16 protein-coding genes are annotated in these 16,005 nt (G+C 71.6%); 2 read left to right on the top strand and 14 right to left on the bottom strand.

What is annotated here, in order from left to right; translation table 11 throughout:
- The first annotated feature begins 1 nt into the window (after position 1).
- Positions 2 to 1,090 (top strand): HAD-IIIC family phosphatase, encoded by a 1,089-nt coding sequence (locus B7R87_RS01720; RefSeq protein WP_006350832.1) that lies wholly within the window; start codon positions 2 to 4, stop codon positions 1,088 to 1,090.
- Here the strand turns inward: B7R87_RS01720 and B7R87_RS01715 are convergent.
- From B7R87_RS01715 to B7R87_RS01695, 5 genes are all read right to left on the bottom strand, one after another.
- Positions 1,068 to 1,736, bottom strand: coding sequence for an O-methyltransferase (locus tag B7R87_RS01715; protein WP_006350833.1), 669 nt, complete (start codon positions 1,734 to 1,736; stop codon positions 1,068 to 1,070). The two genes, B7R87_RS01720 and B7R87_RS01715, sit on opposite strands and share 23 nt — an antisense overlap.
- A gap of 171 nt (positions 1,737 to 1,907) precedes the next feature.
- Entirely contained in the window at positions 1,908 to 2,660 is a 753-nt protein-coding gene (locus B7R87_RS01710; protein ID WP_006350834.1) for an SDR family oxidoreductase, read from the bottom strand.
- A 12-nt stretch (positions 2,661 to 2,672) separates the two neighbouring features.
- Positions 2,673 to 3,860, bottom strand: coding sequence for an acyl-CoA dehydrogenase family protein (locus B7R87_RS01705; protein ID WP_006350835.1), 1,188 nt, complete (start codon positions 3,858 to 3,860; stop codon positions 2,673 to 2,675).
- A gap of 184 nt (positions 3,861 to 4,044) precedes the next feature.
- On the bottom strand, positions 4,045 to 5,274 hold the full coding sequence (locus B7R87_RS01700; RefSeq protein WP_006350836.1) for a cytochrome P450 family protein: 1,230 nt from the start codon (positions 5,272 to 5,274) through the stop codon (positions 4,045 to 4,047).
- Between the two features lie 103 nt (positions 5,275 to 5,377).
- Positions 5,378 to 5,845, bottom strand: a complete 468-nt coding sequence (locus tag B7R87_RS01695; RefSeq protein ID WP_006350837.1) for an Lrp/AsnC family transcriptional regulator — start codon at positions 5,843 to 5,845, stop codon at positions 5,378 to 5,380.
- A gap of 59 nt (positions 5,846 to 5,904) precedes the next feature.
- On the opposite strand from B7R87_RS01695, the gene B7R87_RS01690 reads away from it, so the two are divergent.
- A complete protein-coding gene (locus B7R87_RS01690; RefSeq protein WP_006350838.1) occupies positions 5,905 to 7,059 on the top strand; it encodes a trans-sulfuration enzyme family protein in 1,155 nt (384 codons plus the stop codon).
- 12 nt (positions 7,060 to 7,071) lie between these two features.
- On the opposite strand, the gene B7R87_RS01685 is transcribed toward B7R87_RS01690, so the two are convergent.
- The 9 genes from B7R87_RS01685 to B7R87_RS01645 all read right to left on the bottom strand — a co-directional run bounded on the left by B7R87_RS01685 (position 7,072) and on the right by B7R87_RS01645 (position 15,952).
- The gene (locus tag B7R87_RS01685; RefSeq protein WP_006350839.1) at positions 7,072 to 8,232 is read right to left on the bottom strand and encodes an acyl-CoA dehydrogenase family protein; all 1,161 of its coding nucleotides are present in this window, start codon (positions 8,230 to 8,232) and stop codon (positions 7,072 to 7,074) included.
- Positions 8,229 to 9,566 carry a crotonyl-CoA carboxylase/reductase gene (ccrA, locus tag B7R87_RS01680; RefSeq protein ID WP_006350840.1) on the bottom strand — a complete coding sequence of 446 codons (1,338 nt, stop codon included), beginning with the start codon at positions 9,564 to 9,566 and terminating at the stop codon, positions 8,229 to 8,231. Before ccrA ends, B7R87_RS01685 begins: the two co-directional genes overlap by 4 nt.
- Positions 9,563 to 11,953 (bottom strand): beta-ketoacyl synthase N-terminal-like domain-containing protein, encoded by a 2,391-nt coding sequence (locus B7R87_RS01675; protein ID WP_233168738.1) that lies wholly within the window; start codon positions 11,951 to 11,953, stop codon positions 9,563 to 9,565. Before B7R87_RS01675 ends, ccrA begins: the two co-directional genes overlap by 4 nt.
- Positions 11,954 to 11,960: 7 nt before the next feature.
- Positions 11,961 to 13,256 carry an acyltransferase domain-containing protein gene (locus B7R87_RS01670; protein ID WP_006350842.1) on the bottom strand — a complete coding sequence of 432 codons (1,296 nt, stop codon included), beginning with the start codon at positions 13,254 to 13,256 and terminating at the stop codon, positions 11,961 to 11,963.
- A 476-nt stretch (positions 13,257 to 13,732) separates the two neighbouring features.
- The gene (locus tag B7R87_RS01665; RefSeq protein ID WP_006350843.1) at positions 13,733 to 14,236 is read right to left on the bottom strand and encodes a PIN domain-containing protein; all 504 of its coding nucleotides are present in this window, start codon (positions 14,234 to 14,236) and stop codon (positions 13,733 to 13,735) included.
- Positions 14,233 to 14,418, bottom strand: a complete 186-nt coding sequence (locus B7R87_RS01660) for a hypothetical protein (RefSeq protein ID WP_006350844.1) — start codon at positions 14,416 to 14,418, stop codon at positions 14,233 to 14,235. The genes B7R87_RS01665 and B7R87_RS01660 overlap by 4 nt, the downstream gene beginning before the upstream one ends.
- A 121-nt stretch (positions 14,419 to 14,539) precedes the next feature.
- Positions 14,540 to 15,175, bottom strand: a complete 636-nt coding sequence (locus B7R87_RS01655; protein WP_006350845.1) for a hypothetical protein — start codon at positions 15,173 to 15,175, stop codon at positions 14,540 to 14,542.
- Positions 15,172 to 15,741, bottom strand: coding sequence for an RNA polymerase sigma factor (locus B7R87_RS01650; protein ID WP_006350846.1), 570 nt, complete (start codon positions 15,739 to 15,741; stop codon positions 15,172 to 15,174). Before B7R87_RS01650 ends, B7R87_RS01655 begins: the two co-directional genes overlap by 4 nt.
- Entirely contained in the window at positions 15,734 to 15,952 is a 219-nt protein-coding gene (locus B7R87_RS01645) for a hypothetical protein (protein WP_006350847.1), read from the bottom strand. Before B7R87_RS01645 ends, B7R87_RS01650 begins: the two co-directional genes overlap by 8 nt.
- Positions 15,953 to 16,005: the final 53 nt, after the last annotated feature.

Here is a 16,005-nt window from a genome sequence, read left to right as displayed (position 1 = left end):
CATGACCACCACGACCATCGTCAAATGCCTGGTCTGGGATCTGGACAACACCTTGTGGCGCGGCACCGTGCTGGAAGACGCCGACGTGGTACTCACCGACGCGGTCCGCGACGTCGTCCGCGCACTCGACGGCCGCGGCATTCTCCAGGCGGTCGCCAGCAAGAACGACCACGACCTCGCCTGGAAGCACCTCGAACGGCTCGGCATGGCCGAGTACTTCGTTCTGCCGCACATCGGATGGGGGCCGAAATCGCAATCCGTCCGGGCCATCGCCGAAAGGCTGAACTTCGCCCCGTCGACGCTCGCCTTCGTCGACGACCAGCCCGCCGAGCGCGCCGAGGTCGCGTTCCATCTCCCCGAAGTGCGCTGCTACGCAGCCGAGCAGGTGACCGCGCTCCCCACCCTGCCCGAGTTCAGCCCCCCGGAATCCACGGTCGACTCACGCCGCCGACGCCTCATGTACCAGGCCGGATTCGCGCGTGACCACGCACGAGAGGCCTGGTCCGGCCCCGACGACGACTTCCTGCGCTCCCTGGACCTGAGAATGACGATCGCGCCCGCGGGCCCCGAGGAGATCACCCGCGTCGAGGAGCTGACGCTGCGGACCAGTCAGATGAACGCGACCGGCGTGCACTACTCCGACGCGGCACTGCGGGCGCTGCTCGCAGACCCCGGCCACGAGGTCCTCGTCGTCACCATGGGCGACCGCTTCGGCCCGCACGGCGCCGTCGGCATCGTCCTGCTCGCGACGCAACCGCAGGTGTGGCACCTGAAGCTGCTCGCGACGTCCTGCCGGGTGGTGTCGTTCGGTGCCGGTGCGGTGATCCTCGACTGGCTCACGGACCGGGCCGCCCGGGCCGGCGTCCATCTGATGGCCGACTTCCGGCGCACGGAACGCAACCGTCTGATGGAGGTCGCCTACCGGTTCGCCGGGTTCATGGAGAGCGGCTGCGCCTGCGCGTCGCCGCTGGGGGAGCCGGCCGGTGGTGTGGAACGGCTGCATCTGGAGCCCTCGCCGCGACCCGGGCCGAGGACCCTGACACTGACCGCCGCGGGCAGTATCCCGTTCACCGCTTCCGCAACAAGGTGATGCCGTCGGCCGACGCCAGCATGGCCAGGTCCACCCGATCGTCGTCGCGCAGCCCCGCATTGAGTGCGCGGATCGCTGTCGTCTCCGGGTCCGTCACCGCGTCGTCGGCCACCCGTCCGAAGAACAGCGTGTTGTCGACGACGATCAGGCCACCGCCGCGCACCAGCGGCAGAGCCGCCTCGTAGTAGGCCGGATAGCGTTCCTTGTCGGCGTCGATGAACACGACATCGAACGACCCCGGTCCCGCGCCCGGCTCGTCGCGGAGTCCGGCCAGCACGTCCAGGGCGTCGCCGATCCGTACGTCGATCCGTTCGGCCACCCCGGCCCGCTCCCAGTACGGCCTGCCCACCTCCGGCCACTTCGCCGTGTTGTCGCACGTCACCACCCGGGCCCCGGGCGGCAGCCCGCGGGCCAGACAGAGGGTGCTGTAGCCGGTGTACGTCCCGATCTCCAGCACCTGACGGGCGCCGGTCAACCGCACCAGGAATTCCAGGAACTGGCCCTCTTCGGCGGATACCGGCAGAGCGTTGCCCCCCGGCAGCCCTGCCGACTCCGCCCGCAGACCGCCCAGCACCCTGTCGTCCCGCAGTGACACCTTCCGGACGTAAGCGAGCAGCGCGTCGGACATGGTCACCTGATTCGCCATGCCCGGAATGCTAGGCGGGCGTCCCGTCCCCCTCCCGGCCCGGACCCCCGGGTCAGGGGGGTCCAGGGGGGTGGGGAGGGGGGTAGCGGTGCGGCGCCGGGACCCACCCGGGACCACACGGTCCAGCGGCGCCTCGGGGGCGGCATCGCGATCGCAGGGCGCGGGGCCGCGTCAGCGCATATGGGTGCCGCCGTTGATGTCGAAGGTGGCGCCGGTGACGTATCCGCCCTCTTCGCCCACCAGATAGGCCACGAGGCCGGCGACCTCCGAAGGCCTCCCCATCCGGCCCACCGGGATCTGCCGGGCCGCCTCGGCCACCGCCGACGGGCCGAGCCCGGCGACCGCCGGGGTGTCGACGGCGGCCGGGGCTACCGCGTTGACGGTCACGCCGTGCGCCGCCAGTTCACGGGCGAACACCTTGGTCAGCACGAGAACGCCCGCCTTGGCGGCGGAGTAGTGGGCGCCGGCGAGGGTGCCGCCCTGCTGACCGGCCAGCGAGGAGAGGTTGACCACCCGGCCCCAGCCGCGGTCGCGCATCGCGGGCGCGCACAGCCGGGTCAGGGTCAGGACGCTGCGCAGATTGGTCGTCAGTACGGCGTCCCATTCGTCCGGTTCGATGTCCCATACCGAGCCGGGGGCGGTCCGGGCGGCATTGTTGATCAGGATGTCGGGCGCGTGCCAGGCGGCGGCGGTCTCGCGCAGCGCGGCGTGGACGGCGTCCGTGTCGTCGACGTCCGCACGCAGCGGCAGCGCGGTGCCCGCGCCGGCGGGGTCGAGGGCGGCGGACAGCCCGGTCACGGCGTCGCCGTCGCGGTCCAGCAGGGCCACCCGGTGGCCGGACCCGTGCAGCCGTTCGGCGATCGCGGCCCCGATACCGCGTCCCGCGCCGGTGACCAGCGCCACCCGGAGGCCTGCCGTCGTCATCGTCGGCCCCCCTCAGACGACCGGGCCGGGCGGCAGCGGGGCGCCGAGCAGAGCGCGGCCGTATATCTCCTTGCTGGTCTGGACGCTGAGCGCGGCGTGCCGGGACGCCGTCTCGATATCGCGCCAGGCCCGTTGCAGGACCGAGCCGTCCGCGAAGCTGCCCGCGCCCGCGGTGTCCAGCAGCAGGCTCACGGCGTCGCGGGCGCAGCGCATGGCGTGGGCGGCGTCCATCCGCAGTCGGGCCCGCTCGGCGAGCGCGGGACGGCGCCCCGCGCGGGCGTGGGAGTCCACCTCGTCGGCGGCGCGGCGCAGATGCAGCCGGGCCGTGTCGATGAGCGTCGCGGCGTCCGCCACATTGAGCTGATGGGCGGAGTCCTCGGCGACCAGCCGGTGCAGCGGGGAGACCGTCTGTTTGCCCCGGGCCGCGGCATCCAGCACCTTCTCCAGGGACGCTGTGGCGATCCCGACGGCCGTCGCCACCAACGGCAGGTTGATGGAGAGATGGAAGGTGACCCGGGGTTCGCCGGGATGGCGTCGCCGGTAGGCGCCGTCCGCCATGGCGGTCAGGGAGATCGTGCGGGAGTCCGGCACGTACACGCCGTCCGCGACGGCCGTGTCGCTGCCGGTGCCGCGCATGCCCGCCATATGCCAGACGTCCTCGACGGTCAGGCCGGCGGTGGGGACCACGGCCATGCCGCGCTCCGGTTCGCCCCCTGCGCCGGGCCGGACGAAGCCGAGCAGGGTCCAGGGCGCATGGTGGATGCCGGAGATCCAGGGCCAACGGCCGCTCAGGGTCCAGCCGCCGTCCGTACGCCGCGCCGTTCCGGACGGGTTGGCGCTGCCGCAGACGACAGCGTCCGGGTCGTCCCGCCACAGGGCCGCACGCTCGGAGTGGGGAAGCTGGGAGGCGAAGAGGGCGCCGCCGTAGGCGATGCCCACGATCCAGGAGGCGGACGCACAGCCCTTGGCCAGCTCCTCGCACACATCCACCGCGGTACGGGCACCCGCACCCCGGCCGCCGCACTCGGTCGGGGTCCCGAGGCGGAGCAGACCGGCCCGGCGCAGGCCGGTCACAGTGGCGCCGGTGAGGGCGCGCCGCTCCTCGGTGCGGGCCGCTTCGGCAGCGAGCAGCGGGACCAGTGAGCGCGCCGCCTCGACCGGCGTGAGGCCCTCGGCGACATCGGGTTGAGGAGTGCCCACAGTCGTCCCTGCCCTTTCGTCGTGCCGCCCCGGTACGGGGCGGAGGGGGCGGCGGCTCGGTGTGCTTCCAAGTCCTTCGCAGTCAGTAGGCGACTCTGTCGTCCAGCCCCTCGTCCGAGGCGAAGCGGTTCATCAGAGTATCCCCGTGCTGTTGAGAGCGGACATCCCTGCCGTCGGCCGGGGGCTACGGGTCGATGATGACGGGCAGTTCGCTGTGGCCGTTGGAGATGAAGCTCGGCTTGGGGCGCAGTCGGTCCAGGGGCACGGCGAGGGCGAGACGGGGGAAGCGTTCGAAGAGGCCGCGCAGGGCGATTTCGGCTTCGAGGCGACCGAGGGCGGCTCCGAGGCAGAGGTGCATGCCGTGTCCGAAGGAGAGATGGCTCTTGTCGCTCCGGGTGGCGTCGAAGTCGTCGGCGGTGAGGCCGTGCAGGTCCGGATGCCGGTTGGCGGCGGCGTAGGCGGGCAGGACGGCGTCGCCCTGCCGGATGGTCACGCCGTGTTCGGGGAGGGGGATGTCCTCCACGGCGAAGCGCATCGGCAGATGCGCGAGCGGGGCCTCGTGGCGGAGTGATTCCTCGACCACGTCCTTCCAGCCCGCGCGTCCGGCGCGGACATGGGCGAGTTGCCCGGGGTCGGTGAGGAGTGCGGTGATCGCCTGGTCCAGGAGGTTGACGGTGGTTTCGAAACCGGCGTTGACCACCAGCAGCAGGGTGTCGACGAGTTCGGCCTCCGTCAGGGGCTCTCCGTCGCCTTCCGTATCCCTGGCGGCGATGAGCGCCGACGTGAGGTCGTCTCCCGGCTCGGCGCGCTTGGCGGCCACGAGGTCGGCGAGGAGCGCGTACAGATCCTGGACCGCGGCGGTCGTCTCCTCGGGGCTGTGGCTGGTGGAGAAGATCACGTCGACGGTACGGCGGAACCGGGGCCGGACGGATTCGGGGAGGCCGGCGAGCTGGCCGACGACCCCGATGGGCAGCGGATAGGCGAAGTGCTCCCGCAGGTCGACCGGCTCTCCGGGCGGGGTGGCGGCGAGCTCGTCCAGCAGCTCCCCCACGAGCTGCTCGATGACCGGCGCCAGCGCGTTGATCCTGCGGGCGGCGAAGGCCGGCCCGATGGTCCGCCGCAGCCGTCGGTGCTCCTCGCCATAGGCGGTGAACATGTTCTCCACGGCGACCCAGAGGGCGAGCGGCCAGACTCCGACGATCTCCTCCGGGAAGGCGGGCCAGTGTTGCCGGGCGTTTTTGGAGACCCGCGAGTCCAGCAGCAGCCGACGGAGCAGCACCGGGTCGGTGACCGACCACGCCTCCACGCCGAGGGCGTCGACTCGGGTCAGGGGGCCGCGGGCGCGGAGGGCGGCGTCCTCGCCATGGCGATCGCCGCCGCGCGGGTCGAGGACGAAAACGGGTTCTCGGTCCACGAGGTCTCCTTGGAGACAGAGGGTGGATGGAACGACGGTGGCGACTGTACCGGCGGGACATCGGCGCCCGCCCGACCTGCCGACGAATCTCCGATTCAGATCACTAGCCCGGAGTCAGGGGTCCTCCCGACCAGGATCCGAATACGAGGTGGGTCTCCACTCGGCCCACCTCTCGGCGTGCGGTGAACTCCAGGACGAGTTGCTGGAGGTTCTCGGTGTCACGGCAGGCCGTGTGGACGAGGAAGTCGAAGGCTCCGGTCACATGGTGAAGCGCACGAGTCTCGGGCCGCTCCCTGGCCCATGCCACGAACGGGTCGACAAAGGGACGTGAATGGGCGATGAACTGGACGGCGAGGACGGCCTGGACCTGCCGGCCGATCGCCGCGGCACTCACCTGAGCCTGGAAACCTCTGATCACACCTGCCTCCATCAGCCTCTGCGTGCGGGCCAGACAGGTGGACGGTGCCACGCCGACCCTCCGGGCCAGCGTCTTGTTGGGCAGCCGACCATCATTCTGCAGCTCACGCAGAATTGCCTGATCTATCGAATCCAGGACAACCTTTTCTTTCATGGACCGAATGTAGTGCGAGATTCAGTCACTGATCCTGACGCTTTGCGAAGACTGTCGTCATGCCTTCGCATCACTGGGAAACCCGGGCGGTCCATGCCGGCCGTGAGGATCTTGTCGATCTCGGACTGCATGTCCCGCCCATAGACCTGTCCACCACCTACCCCTCCCGCGACACCGTTGCCGAGGCGGCGCGGATCGACGTGTTCGGCTCCGGAGCCGACGACGGCGGTCCGCCGATCTACGGCCGGGCAGGGAACCCCACCGTCGCACGGTTCGAGTCCGCGCTGGCCGAACTGGAAGGGGCCGAAGCCGCGGTGGCCTTCGCCAGCGGTATGGCAGCGCTCTGCGCCTGCCTTCTCGTGCAGGTCGCCCGGGGACGGCCGCATATCGTCGCCGTCCGTCCCCTGTACGGCACCAGCGACTACCTCCTGGACTCGGGCCTGCTGGGCACCTCGGTGACCTGGGCGCAACCCCACAGCGCCGGCGATGCCATCCGCAGCGACACGGGGCTGGTGATCGTCGAGTCACCCGCCAACCCCACACTGACGGAGACCGACATCCAGGCGCTGGCCGCTGCATGCGCTCCGGTTCCGGTACTGGTCGACAACACCTTCGCAACGCCCGCGCTCCAGCGCCCCCTGAACAGGGGTGCCGCCATCGTTCTGCACAGCGCGACGAAGTACCTGGGGGGCCACGGTGACGTCATGGGCGGTGTGGTGGCGTCGAACGAGGAGTTCGCCCGTGCCCTGCGGCGGATCCGGTTCGCCACCGGAGGGATCCTGCACCCCCTGGCTGGCTACCAGCTCCTCAGAGGACTGTCGACGCTCTCGGTGCGGATGCACCACGCTTCGGCCTCGGCTGCCGAGATCGCCCGCCGGCTCCTGCACCATCCGGCGGTCACCAGGGTCCACTACCCGGGGCTGAGCGGTGAACCCCGGCCGCCGAAGCAGATGGCCGCAGGCGGGGCAATCGTGTCCTTCGAGGTCGACGATCCGCACGCGGTGACCGGCGGCGTACGTCTCTTCACCCCGGCGGTCAGCCTCGGCAGCGTCGACAGCCTCATTCAGCACCCGGTCTCGCTCACCCACCACGCCATGGACCCGGGCTCACGCGAACAGGCCGGTATCTCCGACCGACTGCTCCGGATCTCCGTCGGCCTCGAACACGTCGACGATCTGTGGGCCGACCTCACCCAGGCCCTGACGCGGGACTGACCAGAACATGCCCTAGGTACGTTTCGCGGTGGGGACGACGAAGCGCTGGTAGACGAGATCGCGCAGGACGTCGTCGCCGCCCTCGATGATCGAAGCGTGCCGCACATCCCGCAGCAGCTTCCCGATCACCATGTCGTGCGTGTACCCGATGCCGCCGAACATCTCCGACGCGGTGGACGCGATCTGCCAGGCCGTCTGCCCGCAGAACATCTTCGCGGTCAGTGCCGACTTCTGGGCGCCCTGCCGCAGCAGCACCCTGGCGGCGTCGGGCCGGGCCGCGGTCGCGTCGTAGGCCCGTGCGGCCGCCAGGCACTGGTTCGCCATCACGTCGATCTGCATCTCGAACTGGCCGAGCCGCCCGGCGAACACGCCGTCCTTGACGAGCGGAGCGCCCTTGAGCGACTTCGTCTTCCCGTACTCCATGCACACATCGCGGATCCTGCGGGCGACACCCAGAGCGGATGCGGCGATCAGGATTCTGCTGGCGTTGAGGCCGATCTCCAGCAGCCGCAGCCCATTGCCGTTCAGCGCGTTGTCCCCCGGCACCCGGCAGTCGGAGAACGACACCTGATAGGTCGCGGAGGCGCGCATCCCGATGACGTCCCAGCGTTTGTCGACCCGCAGCCCCGGCGCGTCCCGCGGTACGGTGACCGCCGTGTACCGGGCCGGGTCGTCCGCCGAACGGGCGATGACGACGAGGAACCGGGCGAAGTCGGTGCTGGTGGAGAAGGCCTTGGTGCCGTCGAGTACCAGCGTGTCGCCGTCACGGCGGACCGTGGTGGAGATCCGGGCCAGTTCGCTGCCGGCCTCGTGCTCGCTGCCCAGCGTGGCGCAGAAGCCCCGCCGGGCCACGAGAGGGCCGAGGAATCTCTCCTTGAGCTCCTCGCTGCCGTACCAGCCGATCATGCTGGTCGTCAGGACGGGCAGAAACAGGGTGAACGCCACCCCGGCGTCCCCGTAGGCGAGTTCGGAGACGATCCGCACACTCTCTTCCAGGCCGAGCCCAAGACCGCCGTGCTCCTTGGGGACCCACCAGTTCATCAGGCCCGTCTCGGCGAAGCGTTCGTACAGGGCCAGTGGTGCGTCCGCCAGCGAGTCGAGGATGCCTTCGCGGCCCAGGATCTCCCGGGCGACGAAATCCCTGACGATACCGAGGCGTTCGGATTCGCTCACCGGGGCTGCCCCTTCCGGAACAGGTTGATGCTGTCGAGTTTCCGGGCCCGCAGCTCGGGGTCGCGCACTCCCATGCCGGGGCGGTCGGCGAGGCAGAGCACGCCCACCTTGCCGTGGTGGCTGTTGTTGGCGACGGCGTGCGTGGCGTCGCCTGTGGCGTCGAGGGGGTAGACCCGGGAGAGCACGGGGTGGATGCTGCCGCGTGCGACGAGTTCGTTCGCGGCCCAGGCTTCCCGGTAGTTCGCCATATGTGACCCGATGATGCGTTTGACGCGCATCCACAGATGGCGGTTGTCGTAGGTGTGCTGGTAGCCGGTGGTCGATGCGCAGGTGACCACCTTTCCGCCCCGGGCGGCGATCATGACGCTGACGCCGAAGGTGTCCCGGCCGGGGTGCTCGATGACGATGTCCGGGTCGTCACCCGCCAGGGACCGGACGGCACCGCGGAAGCGGCTCCACTCGCTCAGCCGCGGGCGGTCCCGCCCCTCCCAGAACGAGAAGCCCTCCGCAGCACGGTCGATGACGAGCTCCGCGCCCATCTGCCGGCACAGGTCGGCCTTGGCCTGCGACGACACCACACAGATCGGAACGGCGCCGCCGTTGAGGGCCAGCTGGGTCGCGTAGGCGCCGACGCCACCGGCGGCACCCCAGACCAGGACGCGCTCGCCCTGCTTCATCGCCGCCCCGTGGTGGGACACCAGCTGACGGTAGGCCGTGGAGAGCGCCACCCCCAGGGAGGCCGCCTCCTCCCAGGTGAGATGGGCGGGCTTCGGCATCAGCTGGTTCGCCTTGACCAGGGAGAGTTCGGCGAGGCCGCCGAAGTTCGTCTCGTAGCCCCAGACCCGCTGGCCGGGGTCGAGCAGGGTGTCGTCGTGCCCGCCCGGCGTCTGCAGGTCCGGTTGCAGACAGTGCGCGACGACTTCGTCGCCGGGCTTCCACTCCCGTACACCCGGTCCGGTGCGCAGCACCACTCCGGACAGGTCGGAGCCGAGCACGTGGTACGGCTGGTCGTGGCGGGCCGCCTCCGGTGAGGTACGGCCGAGGGTGCGCAGAAAGCGGAAGGTGGGAACGGGCTCGAAGAGCGCCGACCACACGGTGTTGTAGTTGATGGAGCTCGCCATGGTGGCGATGAGCACCTCGCCGTGGTCCGGTTCGGGGGTGGGGACCTCCTGGACCTGGACCGTCTTGCGGGGGTCCCGGTCTTCGACGGGGCTCCCGGCGAGTGCCTGGTGGTCGGCCGCGAGGACAACGGCGGCCCGGTAGCCGGCCGGGACCTCGCAGGCGGCGATGGCCTGCGGGTCGTCGGTGGCCGCGGCGTCGCGAACGTGGGTCATCGGCTGGTCCTTGTCTGCCGAAGAGGTGAGCCGTCGGCGGGGGAGAGGGTGATCACCGGGCCCGGTTCGCCGTCCGCGGGTCCCACGGTGACGCCGGACGCGGTGGAGTGCAGGGCACGGATCACGGCGAGGACGCCGTCGGCGCCGAGGAAGGTGTCCTCCGCCGCACCGGGCCCGCCGGGGACGGCATCCGCAGACGCCTGAGGGCTGCCGGTCCAGTCCGTGCGGAGGCGGACGAGGGGGGTCAGGCCGTGCGCGAGGGCGACGGACTCGCGACTCAGCGCGAGGAGGAACGCCCCCTCCGCGATCCGCTCGGCCGCGACGCCCATGAAGCGGGCGAACTCGGGTCGGCCGGTCGCGCTGACACCGAGGACGAGCGCCATGTCGACGGCACCGGCCGCCAGTTGGCGGACGGCGGTGTGCACGGCGGTGAGCCCGCTGGTGGTGCCCGTGTCGACCAGCATGGTGGGGCCGCCCAGGTCGTAGCGGTTGGCGATACGCGCCGGGATGATGTTGGGCAGCAGCCCCGGCAGCGTGTCCTTGGTGGTCGCCGGGGTCGTGGCCCGCAGGTCGGCGAGCCATTCGGTGAACGCCGTCCGGTCGGGTTCGTCGAGAATGCGGTGTACGTCGGCGGCATGACAGCGCACCAGATGATCCATGGAGGACGGCGGCGGACCGGTGGCGGCCGCGAAGACCCCGGTGGTCGCCCGTACCGGCGCCCACAGCTCACCGTGTTCGGCGGCGAACAGGCCCGCCACCCGCAGGGCCATGAGCTGGCCCGCGTCCGTGGACCGTACGGTGGGCGGAGGGAGACGGACGTCCGGAAACGGGGGCGCCGGATAGCGGGGGCCGAAGGTACGCGGCCCGGGGATGCGGCCTTCGCGCAGCAGCCGCTCCGTCGCCTCGGGGCCGGGGTCGCCGGGCAGGTGCGCGGTCCAGGCGAGGACGACCACCGGATCGGGCCCGGTGCGGGCGGGGCGCGGGCCCGTCCGCACGGGCTCTCGGTCGGTGATCAGCAGATGGGCGTTGGTGCCGCCGAAGCCGAAGGCGGAGACGCCTGCGGTCCTGGAACGCCGGCCGCCCGCATGCCAGGGAACGTCCGCCGAAGGTATGCGTACCCGGTCGCCGGTCTGCGCGGTGAGCCCGGGACCGGTGAAGCGTCGCTGTGCCGGTATCGTGCCCTGCCGCAGCGCCGTGAGGGCCTGGACGACCGAGACCACTCCGGAGCTCCACCCGGTATGACCGAGCAGGGACTTGTTGGATCCGCACCAGACGCTGCCCGGATCGGTGGCGGCGGCGAGGGTCCGCAGCTCGACCGCGTCACCGACGGCCGTGCCCGTCCCGTGCGCGATGACCCAGTCGACATCGTCCGCCGTGAGACCCGATGCCTGCCGGGCGCGGTCCAGGCAGCGGCGCTGACCGACGGGGTTGGGGGCGTAGATCGCCGTTCCCCGGCCGTCCGACGACCCGCCGAATCCCACGAGGACGCCGAACACCGGGTCCCCGTCCTCGACGGCCCGGTCCAGGCGCTTCAGCGCGACAACGCCCGCTCCGTCCGAGAACAGCGTTCCGTCGGCGTCGTCGTCGAACGCGCGGACGTCGCCGCTGGGGCTCAGCCCGTGCAGTTTGGAGAACGTGACGTTGTAACGCGGCGTCACTCCCGACACCCCGCCGCAGTAGGCGATATCGCAGGCGCCCGCCAGCAGGCTCGCGACACCCAGACCGATCGCGTACAGCGAGGACGAGCAGGCCGCGTCGACCACGGAGAACTCGCAGTCGTCGGGTAACAGTCCGGCCGCCGCGGCCCGTACGACCCGGTCGGGCAGTGTGTCCCGCGGCTCTTCGGCGCCGTACCCGTGGTGGCTTCTCAGCAGGGCGCGCAGCCGTGCCTCGGCCTCGGCCATCCGGGCGGGCTCGTCGCGGTGCAGCCGCTCGGCGACGGCCCGGGGAACGCACTCGGCCAGCACCGCCTCGTCGGTGCGCTGGCCGACCAGGGCGCTGGTCCCGACGTGGTAGGCGTATCGGTCGGTGCTGCGGGCGGTGACGGTGTCCCGCGCCTGCAGCAGGCAGTGCCGCAGCCAGACCGGGTTCTGCGCGGCGGCCGAGAGCGTTCCGGCCGCGATCTCCGCGGCCAGTGCGGGGTGCGGACGGAAGTCGTGCAGAAAACCCGAAGTGCGGACATAGCCGCGGTCCTCGGCGGCCGGATCCGCGGACCAGAAGGAATCGAGCCGGAAGCGGTCCGACGGCTCATCGAACACGGGTCTGTCACCGCACAGCAGCTTCCACAGCTCCTCCGGGTCGCAGGCGCCCGGCACGGCGACACCCATCCCGACGACGGCGACCCTGTCGTCGTGCGGCCCCTCCCCGTCCGGAGCACGGGAGATCACGACCGGATCACCGCCGCCCGGAAACGGAACCGGTGCCCTCACTCAGCAGGCCCGTGATGTACGCGGCCAGACCGGAAACCGTGCCGTACGTTCCCGTATCCGCGTCCTGCAGCGTCTCCTTCAGACCGAACCGCTGCAGCGCGTGGGCCTGCAGCTCGGTCATCGCCAGGGAGTCGACACCGAGATCGGCCTGGAAGTCCGCGTCGTCGGTGATCACCTCCAGCGGATACTCCAGGACCTCGGCGCACACCGCACGTACCCCCGCGAGCACCTCCGGGTCGACCTCGGCGGCCGGCGCCGGGCCCGCGGGCGCAGCGACGCCGTTCACGGCCGGGGTGCCGGCGGGCCGCAGCCGGGCGGACAGATCCGGTGTCGTCGTGGCCTCCCGGAGCGGTGCCAGGGTCACGGCGCGGGGCAGCGATCCGGACACGATCCGGGTGAGGACGTCCAGCGCACCGCACTCCACATAGGTCGTGACGCCCTCCGCGTTCAGCGCGCGTACGGAGTCGTGGAACCGCACCGGACGGGTCATGTCGTTCACCATCAGGTCGACGACATCGTCCTGCGCCGTCAGGAAGCGGCCCAGACCGTGGGAGTAGAAGAAGCGCTCCCGGGGCGCGGATATCCGTATGGTGCGCATCGTCGTCGCGTACAGGGCGCTCGCGTCGGCCAGCTGCGGGACGTGGAAGGGGCCGGGGACATGCAGCCGGGAGGTACGGATGCCTTCCTCCCGTGCCAGCTGCTGCACCTTCACCAGATCCGCTTCCGCGCCGCTGATCACCGTCTGGCTGGGGGAGTTCAGCGCCGATACGGCCGACGTCCCGGCCCGCGCGGCAGCGATCAGCTCCCCGGCGCGGGCCGCGTCCGCCTTCACCGCCAGCATCCCGCCCGTGGGCGGCGGCGCCTTGCGCAGCGTGGCGTGGCGTTCGCAGACCGCCCTGGCCGCGTCGCCCGGGGTGAAGACACCGGCGACGGCGAGGGCTCCGAACTCCCCGAGACTGTGCCCGGCGACATGGTCGGGACTCATCCCGTGCCGTGACTCCAGAAGCTCCGCCAGGGCGATGGAGGTTGCCAGGATGGCCACGTCGAGCCGCTCGTGATCGGATTCGAGCAGCTCCGCCAGCGCCGGAGCGTCCGGGGAGAACAGAAGCGGCCGGACCGGCTTCAGCCGGAACTCCTCGACGGCCGCGTCGATCTCCGCGACGAGGGTCGCCACCCGGCCGGCATCGGCACCCAGACCGGCGAAGACGCCCGGTACGTACGACCCTTGGCCGGGGAAGAGGAACGCCACCCCACTGGTCATGTCATCGTCCTTTCGTCGGGATGGCCCGGGCCGGTCCCGCCCGGACAGCTCGGGCCGGCGCTTCTCCTGCCGGGCAGGGGGAACCGTCGGACATGCCGCTGGACATGCTCCGGCCGGACAGGAGGGGCATGATCGGGATGGAGGTGCGGTAGCGCGGGACGAGGGGACGGGTCCGCCGCGTACCGGACCCACCGGTGGTCGAAGAGTGGCCGCGGCGGCTCCGGGATGCCGTCTCCCCGTAACGAACGACCCGAGCATAGGGAGGGCTTCGTCGGCCCGTCAGCCCCCTAGGACGGCAGGCCGGACCCCCCTAAGCGACCATGGGACAGATGCCTAGGGGGGCGGTGGGAGGGCCCTTGTCCGGGAACGGGTCGGCCGCCGGGCTGCCCGTGCCGCGGACTCCGGCGGCTGTACGCGGGCCCCGGTCGGGGCGGGGTCCGGGCCGCTGAGGGCCGCTCGGGGCCGGTGGGGCCGGGTCAGTCGTCCAGGAGGCTGCGCAGGAAGCCCCGCCGCCGGTTGGTGTCCCGGGAGGGCTCGGGGCGCGGAGGGCGGGCCGCCTGCACCTTGATCAGGGAGATATCGGGGCACACCCGGTTGATGCTGTCGAAGCGGTCGATGGTGTGGACGAGGGTCAGACCGTGGTCGCGTGCGGTGAGCGCGGTCACGATGTCCATCAGGGAGGGCGGCTGCCCGACGCCGAGCGCGCGCAGCCGCTTGCCCACGTCGGCGGCTTCGGGCTGCTTGTCGAAGTGCCTCAGCGGGACGGAGCCGAAGGCCCGGTCGAGCGCCAGATGCAGGGGCAAGGGGTCCGTACCGGGGTGCAGACCGTGCCGGAGTTCGGCATGGGTGACGGGGCAGATGGTCACGAGCCCTTCGGCGACCCGCTCGGGCCAGGGGCCGCCGACCGTGCCGAAAAGCAGCCGCCAGACCAGTGACGTATGGGCGAGGTAGCGCGGGGCCGGCCGCTCGGAGGGGGTCACCGGCGCAGATCCTCACGGTCGGCGAGGGCACCGGGGTCGAGATACTCGCGCGCGTGCTCCTGGAGCCAGCTCAGCGCCTCCGCCCGCTCGACCGGATCGGCGGACGGCAGGACCAGCTCCGCGCCCCCGCCCCTGGCGCGCTCGGCCGGCGGATCGTTCCGCCGCCCCCGGAATCCGAACATCGCGTCGTTCCCCCGTCGTAGCCCTGTCGTAGCCCCGCTGCAGCCGCTGCTGCGGCCGATTCCTGTCAGTAGATCACGGGCGGGCCCGCGGGTGCCTTCCGGTCACCGCGGCGCCGCGGATTCAACGGCTCGACAGGGGCACGGAGGAGGTCTCGCTGCCGTCGCGGAAGAGGTCCGGGAGCAGATTCCGGGCGGTCTGCAGGGTGGTGTGCAGCCGGTGACAGTGGGCGTCGGCCCACTGGCCGTCCCAGCTGTCCCAGGGATCGGGCCGTAGCTGCCGCCCCGATCCGACGGACCTCCTCAGCTCGTTCCGCAGTTCACGGATCTCGTCGAGGCCGACGCCCACGAAGGTCTGGGCGGTGGGCTGGTCGACGCCCCGTTCCTTGACCCCCAGCCACAGGGCGGTCAGCAGGGTGGCGGCGGTCTCCGTCCGGCCCGGTGGGGTTCCCGGGCCGCCCGGGGTCCGGAGCCAGCAGCCCAGCTCCGAGAGGCGGTTCAGGGCCTCGGACAGAAGCTCCAGGATCCGGCTGACGTGGGGGTCGGTGTCGATCGCATCGGCCCAGTGGATCGTGGTGTGGCCGCCGAACATATTGTCCGCCGGTGGGAGCGCGTCGCGGTGGGGCGGCAGTGCCCGGGTGAAGATCGCGGCACGGCCTGCGTCGGCGTCCAGGCTCGCCGCGACCGCAGCGCGCAGGCCGTCGTCGGCGGCGTCGAGCAGCGCGTCGAGTGCTGCGTCATCGTCGTCGTGGATCGTCATTCCCGGCCTCCGTCTCCTGTCCGGTCGGTGGGTGCGAGCAGGATCGTCTTGAGCCGGGCGCGGGCCCTGGCGAGGTTCTGCCGTACCGCTGCCGGGGTGGTCCCGAGGGCCTCCGCGATCTCCCGGGTGGCGAAGCCGTCGAGGTGCCAGGCCATGACCGCGCTCTGCTGCGACGGCAGGGCCGACAGAGCGGACAGGACCCACTGCTCGGACTCCTTCAGTTCCACCTTGTGCAGCGGACAGCTGCCTCCGGGCCCGTCGGGCAGCTGGTCGGTGGGCTCCTCCCGGCGTGCGGGGCGGCGCAGATAGAGGCGGTAGGCGACCAGCCGCAGCCAGCCGGCGGGGTGTGCGATGCGATCCCACTGGGTGAACGCCTCGGTGAAGGCGGCCTGGGCGGCTTCCCCGGCCTCGTGCCAGCTCGCCCCCCGGCGGACCAGATGAATGAGCAGCCGGGGCATCTGCTGTTCGTAGTAGCGGGCGAACTCGGCGCCCGGCCGTGTGTCCGGGTCGGGCGGGCGTAACGGCTGCGCCACCGGGACGGCGGGGTGGCCCGGGGCCTCAGCCATGCGACTGCCCCCGGAATCCGGGCCCGATCTGCACCCGTAGCTCGCTGCCCGGGCGCCGATCGGTGAGCACACTGCCCGGCGGCAGACCGGCCGCGGTCTCCCGGGCCACCCGGGCCAGCTCGACCTCCGTCCGACCCCGGATCCACTGATACGCCAGACGTGTTCCCAGCAGTACGACGACACCGCTCAATCCGGCAAAGACTTCCAGCATCCGCTACCCCTGTTCCGATACGCGGTTCGCCCTCGGGGACACCCTGTCGAGGC

It is taken from the genome of Streptomyces tsukubensis, assembly GCF_003932715.1.
GTDB classification, from domain to species: Bacteria; Actinomycetota; Actinomycetes; order Streptomycetales; family Streptomycetaceae; genus Streptomyces; species Streptomyces tsukubensis.
This window is presented reverse-complemented; position numbering and strand designations above follow the sequence as displayed.